This window comes from Ornithinimicrobium tianjinense, from assembly GCF_014636495.1.
Classification (GTDB): domain Bacteria; phylum Actinomycetota; class Actinomycetes; order Actinomycetales; family Dermatophilaceae; genus Ornithinicoccus; species Ornithinicoccus tianjinensis.
In genome coordinates, this window is sequence record NZ_BMEM01000001.1 from 350860 (window position 1) to 367265 (window position 16406).

17 protein-coding genes are annotated in these 16406 nt (G+C 72.2%); 15 read left to right on the forward strand and 2 right to left on the reverse strand.

Annotated features, from left to right (window positions below):
• The first annotated feature begins 40 nt into the window (after positions 1 to 40).
• A complete protein-coding gene (gene ilvA / locus IEV65_RS01685) occupies positions 41 to 1270 on the forward strand; it encodes a threonine ammonia-lyase (protein ID WP_229734782.1) in 1230 nt (409 codons plus the stop codon).
• Between the two features lie 170 nt (positions 1271 to 1440).
• Positions 1441 to 1935: a transcription elongation factor GreA gene (gene greA, locus IEV65_RS01690; RefSeq protein ID WP_371870146.1), complete on the forward strand. Its 495-nt coding sequence runs from the start codon at positions 1441 to 1443 to the stop codon at positions 1933 to 1935.
• 56 nt (positions 1936 to 1991) lie between these two features.
• Here the strand turns inward: greA and IEV65_RS01695 are convergent, their stop codons facing one another.
• Positions 1992 to 2495, reverse strand: coding sequence for a DUF4307 domain-containing protein (locus tag IEV65_RS01695; protein ID WP_188427874.1), 504 nt, complete (start codon positions 2493 to 2495; stop codon positions 1992 to 1994).
• 91 nt (positions 2496 to 2586) lie between these two features.
• On the opposite strand from IEV65_RS01695, the gene mca reads away from it, so the two are divergent.
• From mca to IEV65_RS01745, 10 genes are all read left to right on the forward strand, one after another.
• Positions 2587 to 3621 (forward strand): mycothiol conjugate amidase Mca, encoded by a 1035-nt coding sequence (gene mca, locus IEV65_RS01700; protein ID WP_229734783.1) that lies wholly within the window; start codon positions 2587 to 2589, stop codon positions 3619 to 3621.
• Positions 3618 to 3830, forward strand: a complete 213-nt coding sequence (locus tag IEV65_RS01705; protein ID WP_188427875.1) for a hypothetical protein — start codon at positions 3618 to 3620, stop codon at positions 3828 to 3830. Before mca ends, IEV65_RS01705 begins: the two co-directional genes overlap by 4 nt.
• 29 nt (positions 3831 to 3859) lie before the next feature.
• The gene (gene trhA / locus IEV65_RS01710) at positions 3860 to 4576 is read left to right on the forward strand and encodes a PAQR family membrane homeostasis protein TrhA (protein ID WP_188427876.1); all 717 of its coding nucleotides are present in this window, start codon (positions 3860 to 3862) and stop codon (positions 4574 to 4576) included.
• A gap of 71 nt (positions 4577 to 4647) precedes the next feature.
• Positions 4648 to 5412, forward strand: a complete 765-nt coding sequence (locus tag IEV65_RS01715) for an isoprenyl transferase (protein ID WP_188427877.1) — start codon at positions 4648 to 4650, stop codon at positions 5410 to 5412.
• A gap of 27 nt (positions 5413 to 5439) precedes the next feature.
• Positions 5440 to 6273, forward strand: a complete 834-nt coding sequence (locus IEV65_RS01720) for a basic amino acid ABC transporter substrate-binding protein (protein WP_188427878.1) — start codon at positions 5440 to 5442, stop codon at positions 6271 to 6273.
• Positions 6274 to 6307: 34 nt separating this feature from the next.
• The gene (locus IEV65_RS01725; RefSeq protein ID WP_188427879.1) at positions 6308 to 7105 is read left to right on the forward strand and encodes an amino acid ABC transporter permease; all 798 of its coding nucleotides are present in this window, start codon (positions 6308 to 6310) and stop codon (positions 7103 to 7105) included.
• Complete coding sequence (locus IEV65_RS01730) at positions 7105 to 7872, forward strand: amino acid ABC transporter ATP-binding protein (protein WP_188427880.1); 768 nt, start codon at positions 7105 to 7107, stop codon at positions 7870 to 7872. Before IEV65_RS01725 ends, IEV65_RS01730 begins: the two co-directional genes overlap by 1 nt.
• A 300-nt stretch (positions 7873 to 8172) precedes the next feature.
• The gene (phoH2, locus tag IEV65_RS01735) at positions 8173 to 9552 is read left to right on the forward strand and encodes an RNA 5'-3' helicase PhoH2 (protein WP_188427881.1); all 1380 of its coding nucleotides are present in this window, start codon (positions 8173 to 8175) and stop codon (positions 9550 to 9552) included.
• A 238-nt stretch (positions 9553 to 9790) separates the two neighbouring features.
• Entirely contained in the window at positions 9791 to 10669 is an 879-nt protein-coding gene (locus IEV65_RS01740; RefSeq protein WP_188427882.1) for an aggregation-promoting factor C-terminal-like domain-containing protein, read from the forward strand.
• 82 nt (positions 10670 to 10751) lie between these two features.
• The gene (locus IEV65_RS01745) at positions 10752 to 11564 is read left to right on the forward strand and encodes a DUF1206 domain-containing protein (protein WP_229734786.1); all 813 of its coding nucleotides are present in this window, start codon (positions 10752 to 10754) and stop codon (positions 11562 to 11564) included.
• Between the two features lie 12 nt (positions 11565 to 11576).
• Here IEV65_RS01745 and coaA read toward each other — a convergent pair whose 3' ends face one another.
• Positions 11577 to 12536, reverse strand: a complete 960-nt coding sequence (gene coaA, locus IEV65_RS01750; protein ID WP_188427883.1) for a type I pantothenate kinase — start codon at positions 12534 to 12536, stop codon at positions 11577 to 11579.
• Positions 12537 to 12592: 56 nt separating this feature from the next.
• Between coaA and glmS the strand changes: the two genes are divergently transcribed.
• The 3 genes from glmS to IEV65_RS01765 are packed head-to-tail and all read left to right on the forward strand — an operon-like array spanning position 12593 to position 16403.
• On the forward strand, positions 12593 to 14458 hold the full coding sequence (glmS, locus tag IEV65_RS01755; protein WP_188427884.1) for a glutamine--fructose-6-phosphate transaminase (isomerizing): 1866 nt from the start codon (positions 12593 to 12595) through the stop codon (positions 14456 to 14458).
• Between the two features lie 10 nt (positions 14459 to 14468).
• On the forward strand, positions 14469 to 14855 hold the full coding sequence (locus tag IEV65_RS01760; protein WP_188427885.1) for a holo-ACP synthase: 387 nt from the start codon (positions 14469 to 14471) through the stop codon (positions 14853 to 14855).
• On the forward strand, positions 14856 to 16403 hold the full coding sequence (locus IEV65_RS01765; RefSeq protein WP_188427886.1) for a bifunctional ADP-dependent NAD(P)H-hydrate dehydratase/NAD(P)H-hydrate epimerase: 1548 nt from the start codon (positions 14856 to 14858) through the stop codon (positions 16401 to 16403). It begins immediately after the preceding gene.
• The last annotated feature ends 3 nt before the right edge of the window (positions 16404 to 16406 follow it).

Sequence of the window (16406 nt, forward strand, 5' to 3'; positions counted from 1 at the left end):
CGGGCTACCGCGCCGTGCCGGGAGGCAATAACGTTGACGGGTGCCGAACACCCTTGCCGTGACCCTCGACGACGTCCTCGCCGCCCGAGAGGTGCTGGCCGACGTCCTGACCCCCACGCCGATGGAGCTGAGCAGGGCGCTGAGCGACCGCACCGGCCTCGAGGTGCACCTCAAGTGCGAGAACCTCCAGCGCGCGGGATCGTTCAAGATGCGCGGGGCGTACACGCGCATGTCCCGGCTGACCGAGGAGGAGCGCTCCCGGGGCGTCGTCGCGGCCAGCGCGGGCAACCACGCGCAGGGCGTGGCGCTCGCCGCCCGGCTGCTGGGGATCGAGGCGACCGTCTACATGCCGCACGGCGCAGCCATGCCCAAGCTGGCGGCCACCCGCGGCTACGGCGCGACCGTGATCCAGGTCGGCACCACCATCGACGAGTGCATCTCCGAGGCGCTGCGGCACGAGGCCGAGACCGGTGCCGTCTTCGTGCCGCCCTTCGACCACAAGGACATCGTCGCTGGTCAGGGCACCTGCGGCCTGGAGATCCTCGAGCAGGTGCCCGACGTGCGCACCATCCTCGTGTGCACCGGCGGCGGCGGCCTCCTCGCCGGCATCGCGGCCGCGGTCAAGGCGCTGCGCCCGGACGTGAAGGTGGTCGGCGTGCAGGCGGCCGAGGCCGCGGCGTGGCCGGCGTCGCTGGCGGCCGGGCATCCCGTCCCGGTCTCCTCGATGAGCACGATGGCCGACGGCATCGCGGTCGGCCGGCCGGGGGACGTGCCGTTCGGGGTGGTGGCCGAGCTCGTGGACGGCATGGAGACGGTCGGCGAGGACTCCATCGCCCGGGCCGTGCTCCAGCTCGTCGAGCGGGCCAAGCTCGTGGTCGAGCCCGCCGGCGCGGCGGCCACGGCCCACCTGATGGACCTGGGGCAGGAGGCCGCGGAGCGCTACGAGGGCCCGGTCGTGGCCGTGCTCTCCGGCGGCAACATCGACCCGCTGCTGCTGCTGCGCATCCTGCGCACCGGTCTGACCGTGGCCGGCCGCTACCTGCAGCTGCGGGTCCGGGTGCCGGACCGTCCAGGGGAGCTCGCGGCCGTGCTGACGATGCTCGCCGAGCAGTCGTGCAACGTTCTCGAGGTCCAGCACCACCGCCGGGTCCAGGGGCTCAAGGTCTCCGAGGTCTCCATCTCGATGACGCTGGAGACCTCCGGCCACGACCACTCCGCGCGGGTGGTCCAGGCGCTGCGCGACCGGGGATACACGGTCGACCCGCTCTGAGGCGCTGCCACCGCCGCCTCCTGTGCGTTCTCGACTCTCGGCGGGTTCGGGGCTAGACTAGGAGGTCTACCACGGTCCGGGCAGAAGGTGCCCGGACCTTGTGTTTGGGGAGCGAGGCAGGTCTGACTACCGGCCCGCGGCCCGGACGCACCGAAGGAGGAACGATCAACGTGACGGGCATTGCGAGCGACGCCAGCTACCTGACGCAGGAGGCCTACGACCGGCTCCGCGCCGAGCTGGACCGGCTCACCGGCGAGGGCCGGACCGACATCGCGCGACGCATCGAGGCGGCGCGCGAGGAGGGCGACCTCAAGGAGAACGGCGGCTACCACGCGGCCAAGGAGGAGCAGGGCAAGATGGAGGCCCGCATCCGCCAGCTCGAGCACCTGCTCCAGCACGCGGTCGTGGGCGCCTCCCCCGCCGACGACGGCATCGTCGAGCCGGGGATGATCGTCACGGTCGAGATGTTCGGCGACGAGGAGACCTTCCTGCTCGGCTCCCGCGAGATCATCGGCGACGAGGACGACGTCGACGTCTACAGCGAGAAGTCGCCCCTCGGCGCCGCTCTGATGGGGCACAAGCCGGGTGACACGGTCACCTACGAGGCCCCCAACGGCAAGCAGATCGAGGTCAAGGTCGTCGCCGCCAAGCCCTACCAGGCCTGACCCGTCTCTCCCTGACGCCTCCACCGACGCGTCGGTCGACGAGGCGTCGTCCGCGGCTACCGCTGCGTGGGCGGCGCCTCGTCGGCATACCAGCAGGTGTCGACGTAGCCGGTGACGGCACGCGTCGCCGTCTCGACCGGCAGCACGTGCCTGCTGGGCGAGGCCGGTGCGGGGCCCACCTCGACCTCGGTCCGACCCACCACCGTGTGGCTGATGTCCTGCGCCTCGAGCCGGCAGACGACCGCCCGCGCGGGGTCGCGGCGCAGGTCGAAGCGCACGTCCACCCGGCTGTCGGAGACGATCTCGTGGCCGGTGTCGACCCAGTTCACGTGGCCCGTCGTCGCCGAGATCCCGAACCACACCGCCAGCGCCGACATCGCCGCCACCGCCAGCCCGCCGGCCCACCACCAGAGACGCCGCGGCCGGCCCGCGTCGCCCCGGCCACCGCCGGGGCCGCCCCACGTGCCCTGCGACTCCTCCTCCGCCTCCACGGCCGCGAGGTCGGGCGCCACGGTGTCATGGGGGGTCGGGACCGGCCGGTCCGGGGAGGGGGTCGTCACGTTCGTCACGTCCTGGGGCGGGTGAGAGGATGGCAGGGACGCGCCGCGAGCGGCGCCCTCCCATTGTCCACACCGAAAGAGCCGCACGAGCATGCAGGACCTCCGGCTGATGGCCGTCCACGCCCACCCCGACGACGAGTCGTCGAAGGGGGCGGCGACGAGCGCGCGCTACGTCGCCGAGGGCGTCTCGGTGCGCGTCGTGTCCTGCACGGGTGGCGAGCGCGGCGACGTGCTCAACGAGCGGCTCAAGCACGACCCGCACATCGAGCGCGACATCGCCAACGTGCGGCGCGCGGAGATGGCCCGGGCCGCGCAGATCCTCGGGGTCAGCCACACCTGGCTCGGCTTCACCGACTCCGGGCTGCCGGAGGGCGACCCCCTGCCGCCGCTGCCGGACGGCTGCTTCGCGCTGGAGCCCCTGGACGTCACGACGGAGGCGCTCGTGCGGGTGATCCGCGAGTTTCGCCCGCACGTGCTCACCACCTACGACGAGAACGGCGGCTACCCCCACCCTGACCACGTGATGACGCACGTGGTGACGATGTCGGCTTTCCGCGCCGCGGGCGACCCCGCGGCCTACCCGCACGCCGGGGCGCCGTGGCAGCCGTTGAAGGTCTACTACAACGCGAGGAACCCCGACCGCATGGAGCGGCTCGACGAGGCCATGGTCCGCGCCGGGCTCGAACCCGCCTACGCCGACTGGCGCAAGCACCTCGCCGGTCAGCCGCGTCGCACGATCACCACGCAGATCCGGTGCGGCGAGCACTTCCCCGCCCGCGACGACGCTCTCCGGGCGCACGCCACGCAGGTCGACCCGGACAGCAGCTGGTTCGCCGTCCCGCTGGAGCTGCAGGTGCAGGAGTGGCCGTTCGAGGAGTTCGAGCTCGCCGCCGCGCTCGTGCCCGTGGAGCTGCCCGAGGACGACCTGTTCGCGGGGCTGCGCTCCCTCCCGGACCTGGACGCGGTATGCCGTCGCGCACCTGTGCGCGACGACGCGGGCGAGCTGGTGCTCGCCTACGCGACGACGCCGCCCGCGAGCGGCCCGGAGGCACGGTCGACCGCGGCGCAGGACGCCGACGGCGACGGCCGCGACGACATGCGCGAGGAAGAGGGACACAGCGGATGAACGAGACCGGTGTCGAGATCACGGCGGGGCTGGGCGGGTTCCTCGTCCTCTTCGGGCTGGCGCTGGCGGTGTGGCTGCTCGGGATCGACCTGACCCGCAGGCTGCGCCGGATGCGGCTGCGCGAGGAGGACCGGGTCGCCCGCGAGCTCGAGAGCCGCGAGGCACAGGCTCCCGCGGCCACCGAGGACCGCGAACCTACGGAGTCGTAACTTACGCAACCGTAGGTTACGCTCGGACCATGAAGCGTCCTGACTCTGCGCCCTCCGCGGCCGCCTCCGTCGGCGAGCGGATCGACCAGGTCGTCGAGCAGGCCAAGCCACACCTGCGCGGCTGGCTGCACGTCGGCATGGTCCCCGTGAGCCTCGTGCTGTCCCTGGTCCTGGCCCTGCTCGTGCCCACGACCTCCGGCCGGGTGGCCGCCGCCGTCTTCGGCGTGACGGCCGTCCTGCTCTTCGCGACCTCCGCGACCTACCACCGGGGCCGTTGGTCACCGCGCGTGGCCGGGGTCCTCAAGCGGATGGACCACGCCAACATCTTCCTCATCATCGCCGGCACCTACACCCCGTTCGCCGTGCTGCTCCTGCCCGACGGCCAGCAGCGCACCCTGCTGTGGGTGGTCTGGGCCGGCGCTGTCGCCGGGGTCGTCTTCCGCGTCTTCTGGGTCCGAGCGCCGCGCTGGCTCTACACCGTCGTCTACGTGGCGCTCGGCTGGGTCGCAGTCTTCTACCTCGTGCCCTTCTGGCGCACCGGGGGGCCGGCGGTCGTCGTGCTGATGATGCTCGGGGGGATCATGTACACCGTGGGCGCGGTGGTCTACGGGCTCAAGCGGCCCAACCCCTCGCCCCGCTGGTTCGGCTTCCACGAGGTCTTCCACGCCTTCACGGTGGCCGGCTTCTCCTCCCACTGGGCCGCGGTCCTCGTGGCAGTCCTCGGGGTCAGGGCGGCGATCGCCTGACGTCCTCGTCCCGCCGTCGGGTGACAGGGTCCGCGCGGGGAATTCACAGGGCGGGCCGGTAGGTTGACCGTATGCAGACGCCGCGCGACCTGGTCTACCGCGCCTACACCTCGTCGCTGCGACGGCACCTTCCGGCAGACCAGCTCCCGCGCCACATCGGGGTGATGCTCGACGGCAACCGCCGCTGGGCGAGGGAGCGCGGGGCCGCGAGCGCGGAGGGCCACCGAGCGGGCGCGGACAACATCGCCCCCTTCCTCGGCTGGTGCGAGGAGGCCGGGATCGAGGTGGTCACCCTGTGGCTGCTGTCGACCGACAACCTCAACCGCGGCGCCGCCGAGCTCGAGCCGCTGCTGGGGATCATCGAGCAGGTCGTCACCGACCTGGCGGACACCCGTCGCTGGCGGGTGCACGTCGTCGGCGCGCTGGACCTGCTGCCCGAGCAGACCGCGCAGTGCCTGCAGCAGGCCGCCGGGCGCAGCGCCGACGTCGACGGGATGGTCGTCAACGTCGCGATCGGCTACGGCGGACGCCGTGAGATCGCGGACGCCGTCCGGTCGCTCCTGCGCGAGGCCGCCGCCGAGGGCCGCACCCTGGAGGAGCTGGCCGCGTCGGTGACCGCCGAGGACATCGCCGCGCACCTCTACACCAAGGGGCAGCCCGACCCGGACCTGGTCATCCGCACGTCGGGGGAGCAGCGCCTCGGTGGCTTCCTGCTCTGGCAGAGCGCGCACAGCGAGTTCTACTTCTGCGAGGCCTACTGGCCGGACTTCCGCAAGGTCGACTTCCTGCGCGCCCTGCGGTCCTACGCGGAGCGGGAGCGCCGCTTCGGCACCTGACCCGGTGAGGGCATAGTCTGCCCTGCTATGAACACGCGATCGTTCCAGGCCCTGTCCATCGCCGCCGTGCTGGCGCTCGGCCTGTCGGCCTGTGGCTCCGACTCCGAGGAGAGCCCCGACGCAGCCGGCGGCTCCGACCTCAACCTCGTGACCGACGGCACCCTGACCGTCTGCTCCGACGTGCCCTACCCCCCGTTCGAGGACTTCGACACCTCCTCCGAGTCGGGCTTCAAGGGCTTCGACATCGACATCGTGCAGGAGATCGCCGACGGTCTCGAGCTGGAGCTCGCCGTGAAGGACTCCTCCTTCGACGCCCTGCAGTCCGGTCTGGCCCTCAACGCCGGCGACTGCGACATGGCCGCCTCGGCGATGACCATCAACGAGGAGCGCAAGAAGAGCATCGACTTCAGCGACGGCTACTACGACTCCAAGCAGTCCCTGCTGGTGCCGACCGACAGCGACATCAAGACCATCGCCGACCTGGCCGGCAAGAAGGTCGGCGTCCAGGCCACCACCACCGGTGAGGCCTACGCCAAGGAGAACGCCACCGACGCCGAGCTGATCTCCCTGCCCAGCGACGCGGAGATGTTCCAGTCGCTGCAGGCCGGCACCGTCGACGCCCTCCTGCAGGACCTCCCGGTCAACCTCGAGCACACGAAGAGCGGTGACTTCACCATCGTCGAGGAGTACTCCACCGACGAGCAGTACGGCCTGGCGATGAAGAAGGGCAACACCGCGCTCGTGGACGCCGTCAACGCCGAGCTGGCGGAGATGCGCGACAACGGTACCTACGACGAGCTCTACGCGAAGTACTTCACCGAGGGTGGCGACGCCGACAGCGCCACCAGCACCGGTCGCTGAGCCGGCCTGCCCCGGACGAGGACAAGGAGGACCGATGACCAGACGCCAGCGTCAGCGCGCCATCCGGATGGTGCTCTACGCCATCTTCCTGGCGCTGGTCGTCGGCCTCCTGTTCCTCGTCGACTGGGAGAGCGTCACCCGCAACTTCTTCATGACCGAGGCGTTCACCGGCACCTGGCAGGACATGGTGCTGACCGCCGCCAAGAACACGATCCTCTACACGATCGCCGCGTTCGTCGGTGGCTTCGTCCTCGCCATGATCCTGGTGCTGATGAAGCTCGCCCCGGTCGCCCCCTTCCGCTGGGTGGCGACCGGCTACATCGAGCTGTTCCGCGGGCTCCCCGCGCTCGTCGTCATCCTGTTCATGGGCTTCGGCGTGCCGATCGCCTTCGGCGGCTGGCGCCCGCCGGGCGGGATCATCGGGTCCGGCCTGACAGCCCTGATGCTCGTCGCCGGGGCCTACATGGCCGAGACCCTGCGAGCGGGCATCGAGGCGGTGCCGAAGGGACAGTCCGAGGCGGCACGCTCACTCGGCATGAACGGCGTCTGGACCATGTCCTCGATCGTCATGCCGCAGGCGCTGCGCATCGTGGTCCCGCCGCTGACCAACGAGCTGGTGATCCTCCTCAAGGACACCTCGCTGCTCTTCGTGCTGGGCTTCGCGGCCAACCAGAAGGAGCTGACGTCGATGGCGCGAGACTTCATGGTCAGCGGTCCGTCGGCCGGCACCGCCACCAGCCTGACGTTCGCCGCGCTGCTCTACCTCGCCATCACGCTGCCCCTGACGCAGCTGGTGTCGTGGATGGAGCGCAAGCAGAAGAGGAGCCGGTGATGGAGGATCTTCACCCCACCCAGAAGGTCGACCGGTCCGCCCCCGCGATCGACGTCCGGCAGCTGCACAAGAGCTACGGCGACCACGAGGTGCTCAAGGGGATCGACTTCTCGGTCGAGAAGGGCCAGGTCGTCTGCGTGATCGGTCCTTCCGGCTCGGGCAAGTCCACGCTGCTGCGCTGCGTCAACCGGCTCGAGGAGCCGTCCTCCGGCCAGATCCTGGTCGAGGGCATCGACATCACCGACCCGGACACCGAGCTGGACAAGGTCCGGTCGCGGGTCGGGATGGTGTTCCAGCAGTTCAACCTCTTCCCGCACATGACGGTGCTGCGCAACCTGACGATCGCCCAGCAGCGCGTCAAGAAGCGCGGCCGCGCCGAGGCGGAGAAGATCGCGCGGGAGAACCTGGCCAAGGTCGGGCTGGCCGACAAGGAGGGTGCCTACCCCGGTCACCTCTCCGGCGGCCAGCAGCAGCGGGTGGCGATCGCCCGGGCGCTGTCCATGGACCCCGACATGATGCTCTTCGACGAGCCGACCTCGGCTCTGGACCCCGAGCTCGTCGGTGACGTCCTGGACGTCATGCGCAAGCTCGCCGAGAGCGGCATGACGATGATGGTGGTCACCCACGAGATGGGGTTTGCCCGCGAGGTGGGCGACAAGCTGGTCTTCATGGACGGCGGCGTCATCGTCGAGGAGGGCAGTCCGGTCGAGGTGCTGACCAACCCCCAGCACCGGCGCACGCAGTCCTTCCTGTCCAAGGTGCTCTAAGACCTCGTCACGCCCGTCACCTGCGCCCCACCCGCCTCGTGGTCGACAGCGGGTCGCCGGAAATTCACCCGGAGGTCGCCGACTCGCCGTGTCGCCACGAGGGTATGACGTGGGTCACGGCATACCGTCGGAGGCAGACGTCAGGACACCCGTCCTCGTCTCGGGAGGCCCACCACATGGAGCTCTGGCTTCGGACGGAGGGCCGGCACCGGCTCACCGTCGTCGTGGCGGGGTCCGGTCCCGGCCCCACACCGACCATCGGCGCGTGACCGCACGGGCGCGCGTCAGCAGGGAGCCACGATGACGACCACCACCCGCGTCCCCTCTTCCACGCGCGTCGCCGACACCGCGGACGGCACCGCAGCCGCCGGATCCGCGACCACCGGGCTGAAGACCTACGTCCTCGACACCTCGGTGCTGCTGTCGGACCCCCGCGCGATCCAGCGGTTCGCCGAGCACGACGTCGTGCTCCCCGTGGTCGTCATCACCGAGCTCGAGGCCAAGCGGCACCACCCCGAGCTGGGCTACTTCGCGCGCCAGGCGCTGCGGCTGCTGGACGACCTGCGCATCGAGCACGGCACGCTCAGCGAGCCCGTCCCCGTCGGGGAGGACGGCGGGCGTATCCACGTCGAGCTGAACCACAGCAACCCCGAGGCCCTGCCGGCCGGTTTCCGCCTCGGCGACAACGACACCAGGATCCTGGCGGTCGCCGCCAACCTGGCCGCCGAGGGCAAGGACGTCACGGTCGTCAGCAAGGACCTGCCCATGCGGGTCAAGGCCTCCGCCGTCGGTCTCGACGCCGAGGAGTACCGCGCCGAGCTCGCGGTCGAGAGCGGCTGGACCGGGATGGCCGAGCTCGAGGTCGACGACGCCCAGATGCACGACCTGTACGAGTTCGGCCGGCTCGAGCACGAGGGCGCCGGTGACCTGCTGGTCCACACCGGCCTCACGATCCTCGGCCCCTCGGGGAGCGCCCTCGGGCGGGTGGCGCCCGACCGCAGCGTGCGGCTGGTGCGCGGCGACCGCGACGCCTTCGGGCTGCACGGGCGCTCCGCCGAGCAGCGGATCGCGCTCGACCTGCTGCTGGACCCCGACATCGGCATCGTCAGCCTCGGCGGCCGCGCGGGCACCGGCAAGAGCGCCCTGGCGCTGTGCGCGGGCCTGGAGGCCGTGATGGAGCGCCGGCAGCACCGCAAGGTCATCGTCTTCCGGCCCTTGTATGCCGTGGGCGGCCAGGAGCTGGGCTACCTCCCGGGCAGCGAGAACGACAAGATGGGGCCCTGGGCCCAGGCGGTCTTCGACACTCTCGGTGCCGTCGTGTCCAAGGAGGTCGTCGAGGAGATCCTCGACCGCGACATGCTCGAGGTGCTCCCGCTCACCCACATCCGCGGGCGTTCCCTGCACGACGCGTTCGTCATCGTCGACGAGGCCCAGTCGCTGGAGCGCAACGTCCTCCTGACGGTGCTCTCCCGGATCGGGCAGAGCTCACGGGTGGTGCTGACGCACGACGTGGCCCAGCGCGACAACCTGCGAGTGGGTCGCCACGACGGCGTCGCCGCCGTCATCGAGGCACTCAAGGGCCACCCCCTCTTCGCCCACGTCACCCTCTCCCGCAGCGAGCGCAGCCCCATCGCCGCCCTGGTCACCGAGATGCTGGAGGGCACGTCGGGGCTGGTCTGAGGCTCGTGAGGCGCTCGGGGCCAGTGAGGCCCCGGGCGCGCCGTCCCGGCGTGTGACCTTCGCCACGATTGCGTGCGTGGGTTTGACGCGGATGCGAGGGGCCCGGCACCGTGGATAGACCAGATCACGAAGTGATAACGCCGTCGGTCCCAATCCCGGGCGTCCCGTGACGTGCCGCGCTCCCTGGCGCGGGACGTGTCAGGCCCGGGGCGGCGCGTCCCTGAGAGGTAACCACCGCATGTCCCAGCCCCCCCTGCTCGAGCCGTCGCGCGGCCCGTCCGGCCGTCACCGTGCGCGCAAGCTCGGCGGCCCCGCCGGTGCCGTCACCGCCGGTATCGCCGTCACCTCGCTGGCCGTGGCCGGCTACGCCGTGAGCTCCAGCGCCGCCGCGCCGGGCACGGGCGGCCTGACCGCAGCGGTGTCGCGCCTCAACCCCGACCTCGCCGCCGACACCGCGGCCGAGCGCAGCGCCAGGGCGAGCTACGAGGCCCACGCCGCGTTCGCCGAGGCCACGGCGCTCCGTGAGCAGCAGGCCCTGGACTCGCTCGGTGCGTCCGCCGACCTGACCTCCAGCAGCGTGCGCTCCGCGCGGGGCGCGTCGGACGCCATCGCGGAGGAGCGGGCTGAGAAGGCCGCCGCCCGCCGCGCCGCGGAGGAGAAGGCGGCCGCCGAGGCTGCCGCCGCAGAGCAGGCCGCCGAGGAGGCCGCTGCCGAGGAGGCCGCCGCCCAGGCTGCCGCCGAGCGCGCGGAGGAGCAGGCTGCCTCCCGCAGCACCCCCCGCGAGGAGGCCTCGGTCTCCACGGCGCCGGTCGTCTCCGGTGACTCGCGCTCGATCGCGCGGTCGATGCTCGGCAGCTACGGCTGGGGCGATGACCAGTGGGGCTGCCTCGACTCCCTCTGGCAGCGCGAGTCCGGCTGGAACCACCTCGCGATGAACGCCTCCTCGGGCGCCTACGGCATCCCGCAGGCCCTCCCCGGCAGCAAGATGGCCTCCGTCGCGGGTGACTGGCAGACCAACCCGACCACCCAGATCACCTGGGGTCTGGGGTACATCTCCGAGCGTTACGGCAGCCCCTGCAACGCCTGGGGCCACTCCGAGTCCGTCGGCTGGTACTGACCACCGCCGCATCGACGACATACCTGCTGCAGGACCCTCGTCTCGCGCCGCGAGAGGGGGTCCTGCGCCGTAGGGTGGGGGAGTGAACGACACCCCCCTCGCCGCTGCTGCCGAGCGTACCGCGCGCAACCTGTCCGACCACCCGTGGCTCGAGCGGCTGGCGCGCGCCGGCTTCGCCGCCAGCGGGCTGCTGCACCTGGTGATCGGCTGGGTCGCGGCGCAGGTCGCTCTGGGCGGTCGCGGGGAGGCGGACCAGGGCGGTGCCCTCGAGGCGCTGCGTGACGCCCCCGGCGGTCCGGTGCTGCTGTGGGCCTGCGTGGTCGGCTTCGCGGCGCTCGCGCTGTGGCAGGCCCTGGAGGCGATCTTCGGCGGCGGTGAGGCCAAGGACCGGCTCAAGGCGGCCGGGAAGGCGGTCCTCTACGGCGCCCTCGGCGCCACCTCCCTCACCTTCGCCCTCGGGGGGAGCACGGACAGCGGCGAGAGCAGCACCGACCTCACCGCCACGCTCATGGGTATGCCGCTCGGTCGGCTTCTCGTGGGCGCCGTGGGTCTGGCTGTCATCGCGGCCGGTGGCTATCACGTCTACAAGGGCCTGGCCAAGCGGTTCCTCGACGACCTGCAGCCCACGGCCGACGACGGTGGCCCCGTCGGTGCGACCGTGGTCGGCAGCGGGATGGTCGGGTATGCCGCCAAGGGGGTGGCCCTGGCCATCGTCGGCGGGCTCTTCGTGCTGGCCGCCGCCACGGCGGACCCCGAGCGCTCCACCGGGCTGGACGGCGCGCTCAAGCTGCTCGTGCAGCAGCCGCTCGGCGGGGCGCTGCTCCTCGCGATCGCGCTGGGGCTCGTGCTCTTCGGGATCTACAGCTTCGCCCGGGCCCGCTTCGCCGACCTGTAGTCCCTGGCCGGCTCAGAGCCGGCGCAGCCGCACGCGGTCGACGGTGTGGTCCGGCCCCTTGAGCAGGACCAGGGTCGCGCGGCTGCGCGTCGGCAGGATGTTCTCGACCAGGTTCGGTGCGTTGATCGAGTCGAAGATCTCCTGAGCCGTCCGCACCGCCTCGTCGTCGCTGAGCGTGGAGAAGCGATGGAAGTGCGATGTCGGGTCGGCGAAGGCGGTCTCGCGGAGCGACAGGAACCGCTCGGTGTACCAGCGGCGGATGTCGCTGAGGTGAGCGTCGACATACACGGTGAAGTCGAAGAAGTCGCTCACCGCGAGACCGGCGCGACCGTTGGCGTGCGGGCGGGGGGCCTGCAGGACGTTCAGCCCCTCGACGATGAGCACGTCCGGCTGGCGGACGACGATCGACTCGCCGGGCACGATGTCGTAGATGAGGTGGCTGTAGACGGGTGCGCGGACCTCGGCGCGCCCCGCCTTGACCTCGGAGACGAAGCGCAGCAGCGCACGACGGTCGTAGGACTCGGGGAAGCCCTTGCGGTCCATCAGGCCGCGCTCCTCCAGCACCCGGTTCGGGTAGAGGAAGCCGTCGGTGGTCACGAGGTCGACGCGCGGCTGCGAGTCCCACCGGGAGATCAGCTCGGCCAGGATGCGCGCCGTCGTCGACTTGCCCACGGCCACCGAGCCCGCCACACCGACGATGAAGGGGGTCCGCGCGGCGCGCTCGCCGAGGAAGTCACCGGTCACCTGGTGCAGCCGCGCCGTGGCCTCCTCGTAGAAGGACAGCAGCCGGCTGATCGGCAGGTAGACCTGCTCGACCTCGTCCATGTCGAGCCGGTCGCCCAGACCCCGCAGCCGCTCGACGTCGGCCGCGTCGAGGTGCATCGGGTGGGACTCGCGCAGCCGCGCCCAGTCCCGCCGGTCGAGCTCGACGTACGGGGAGGGGATGCTGGCGCCGTTGCCATGGGAAGCCATGCGCGGCATTCTGGCAGAGTCCGGGAGCGTCCCTGCGACGTCGTAGGCTTGCCCCCATGTGCGGAATCGTCGGTTACGTGGGCCCCCAGGTCAGCGGCAAGGCGCTGGACGTCGTCATGGAGGGGCTGGGACGCCTGGAGTACCGCGGGTACGACTCGGCCGGGGTGGCGCTCGTCGCCGAGGGCGACGTCGAGACCCGCAAGCGCTCCGGCAAGCTCAGCAACCTGCGCGAGGAGCTGGCCAGCGCCCCGCTGCACGAGACCGCCACGGCCATCGGCCACACCCGGTGGGCCACCCACGGCGGCCCGACCGACGACAACGCCCACCCGCACCGCGGGGGCCGGGACGGCAAGCTGGCGCTCGTCCACAACGGCATCATCGAGAACTTCCACTCGCTCAAGCAGGACCTGCTGTCCCAGGGCGTGGAGTTCACCTCCGAGACCGACACCGAGGTCGTCGCCCACCTGGTCTCCCAGGCCTTCGACCGCACCGGCAACCTCACCGACGCGATGCGCGAGGTCGTCAACACCCTGCACGGCGCGTTCACCCTGCTGGCGGTCCACGCCGACGCCCCGCAGACGGTCGTCGGCGCCCGCCGCAACTCCCCGCTCGTCGTCGGCCTCGGCGAGGGCGAGAACTTCCTCGGCTCCGACGTCGCCGCCTTCATCGGCCACACCCGCCACGCGCTCGAGCTCGGTCAGGACCAGATCGTCACGATCACCCCCGACACCTACGAGGTCATCAACTTCGACGGCACGCCCTCCGACGGCAAGGCCTACGAGGTCACCTGGGACGCGGCGGCCGCGGAGAAGGGCGGCTACGCCACCTTCATGGAGAAGGAGATCCACGACCAGCCGCACGCGGTGCGTGACACCCTCATCGGCCGCTTCGACGCCGAGGGTCGGCTGGCGCTCGACGAGCTGCACATCCCCGAGGACGAGCTGCGCGCGGTGACCAAGATCGTCATCGTCGCCTGCGGCACCGCCGCCTACGCCGGCATGGTCGCCAAGTACGCCATCGAGCGGTGGACCCGCATCCCCGTCGAGGTCGAGCTGGCCCACGAGTTCCGCTACCGCGACCCGGTCATCGACCAGCACACGCTCGTCGTGTCGATCTCCCAGTCCGGCGAGACGATGGACACCCTCATGGCGGTCCGTCACGCCAAGGAGCTGGGCGCGCGCACGGTCTCCATCTGCAACACCCATGGCTCGACGATCCCGCGCGAGTCCGACGCGGTGCTCTACACCCACGCCGGGCCGGAGATCGCGGTGGCCTCGACCAAGGCCTTCCTCGGGCAGATCACCGCCTCCTACATCCTCGGCCTCTACCTCGCCTCGCTGCGCGCGGGCGTCACCGGGGTCGAGCCGGACGTCGAGGGCATCCTGGCCGAGATGCAGGCCATCCCCGCCAAGATCGAGCAGCTCCTCGGCCAGATGGACCGCGTCAAGGAGATCGCCTCCTACATGGCCGACTCCCGCTCGGTCCTCTTCCTCGGTCGCCACGTCGGCTACCCGGTGGCCATGGAAGGCGCGCTCAAGCTCAAGGAGCTCGCCTATATCCACGCCGAGGGGTTCGCCGCCGGAGAGCTCAAGCACGGCCCGATCGCGCTCATCGAGCCGGGCCAGCCGGTGTTCGTCATCGTCCCGTCGCCGGACAGCGAGCACGGTCTGCACGGCAAGGTGGTCTCCAACATCCAGGAGATCCGCGCCCGCGGCGCCCGCACCCTCGTGATCGCCGAGGAGGGGGACGAGGACGTCGTGCCCTTCGCCGACGTGGTCATCCGCGTCCCGCGCACGCCCGCCCTGCTGGCGCCGCTGCTGACCGTGGTGCCGCTGCAGGTCTTCGCGCTGCACCTGTCCACCGCCAAGGGTCTGGACGTCGACCAGCCGCGCAACCTCGCCAAGTCCGTCACCGTCGAGTGAGCGTCGGCCGGTGATCCTCGGGATCGGGATCGACGTCGTCGACATCGCCCGCTTCACCGCGCGGCTCGAGGCCAGCCCGCGCCTCGAGGAGCGCCTGTTCACCTCCGAGGAGCAGGGGCTGCGTCCGGCCTCGATGGCCGCGCGGTTCGCCGCCAAGGAGGCCCTCGCCAAGGCGCTCGGCGCACCGGTCGGCCTGCGCTGGACCGACGCCATCGTCGTCCGCGCGGACGACGGGCGGCCGCACCTGCGGATCACCGGCACCGTCCAGGAGCGGGCCGAGGCGCTGGGCGTGACGTCCCTGCACCTGTCCCTGTCCCACGACGCGGGGATCGCCTCCGCCGTCGTCGTCGCCGAGGGCGACGCCCCGTCGCCCATCGTCGCCCCCGAGGAGGACTAGGTGCTCAAGGGGTATGCCGTGGAGGACGTCCGCGCGGCCGAGGCCCGGGTGCGGGCCGGCCTCCCGTACGGCGAGCTGATGCTGCGCGCGGCCCGGGCCCTGGCGGAGGTCGTCAAGGAGCGCGCCGCCGAGCGCGGTGCCACCCGGGTGGTGGTGCTGGCCGGGCCGGGCGACAACGGCGGCGACGCGCTGCACGCGGCGGCCCTGCTCGCGGGCGGCCTGTCCGTCACGGCGGTGGGCATCGGCAAGGAGCTGCACGCGCGCGGCTTCGCGGCCGCGACGCGCGCAGGCGTGCTCGTGCACCGCACCGACCCCACCGCGCCCCTGCCCCGCCTCGTCCACGAGCTGCTGGCCGGGGCCGACCTCGTCGTCGACGGTCTGCTGGGCACGGGCGCCCGCCCGGGGCTGCGGGGAGCCATGGCCGAGGCCATCGACGCGGTGCCGGACACGGCATACCTGCTCTCGGTGGACCTGCCGAGCGGGGCCGACCCGGCCGGGCTGAAGAGCGCCGGGAAGACGCCCCTGGGCGACCCGCTCAGCGGGCCCCGCGTCAGCGACGTCGCGCACGCCGACGAGACGGTCACCCTGGCCCTGCTCAAGCCCGCGCACCTGCTCCCGGCCACGGAGTCCTCGATCGGGCGGCTCATGCTCGCCGACATCGGCGTGCAGACGACGCGTCCCCCCGCGGTGGAGCGGCTGGAGGCGCAGGACGTCGCAGAGCTGTGGCCGGTCCCCGGGCCGCAGGACCACAAGTACACCCGCGGTGTCCTCGGCGTGATCGCCGGCAGCGACGCCTATCCGGGAGCCGCCGTCCTGTGCACCACCGCGGCCGTGGAGGCGGGCGCGGGCATGGTGCGCTACTTCGGGCCGCGCCGGTGTGAGGACCTGGTCCTGGCCGCGTGCCCGGAGGTGGTCCCGGGGGCGGGGCAGATGCAGGCCGCCGTGGTCGGCCCCGGCATCGGACCCCTGGGCCGCAGCCACGCCGACCACGACCACCACCACGACCACGCGGACATCGTGCGTGAGGCGCTGGGCGCCGACGACCTGGCCCTGGTCGTCGACGCCGGCGCCCTGGAGCTGCTCGTGCCCTGGATCCTCGAGGGCCACCGGCGCACGGCGCCGACGCTCCTGACGCCCCACGCCGGCGAGCTCGCGACCCTGCTCAGCGGCCTGGACCCGGCGCGCCGAACGACCCGCGAGGAGGTCGCGGCCGACCCCGTGCAGCACGCGCGGCGCGCCGCGGAGCGCACGGGGTGCGCCGTCCTGCTCAAGGGCGCGACGACGATCGTCGCACCCGCCGAGCGCGGGCAGGCGGTCCGCAGCCAGGGGGTCGCGCCGGCCTGGCTGGCCACCGCGGGCAGCGGCGACGTGCTCGCCGGGCTGGCGGGCGTGCTGCTCGCCGCCGGGCTCTCGCCCGTCGACGCCGGCTCCCTCGCGGCCCTCGTCCACGCCCGCGCGGCCGAGCGGGCCAACCCGGGCGGGCCCCTGCGCGCGCTCGCCGTGGCCCGCGCGATCCCCCTGGCGGTCGCCGAGCTGCTCGCTGTGTAGGTT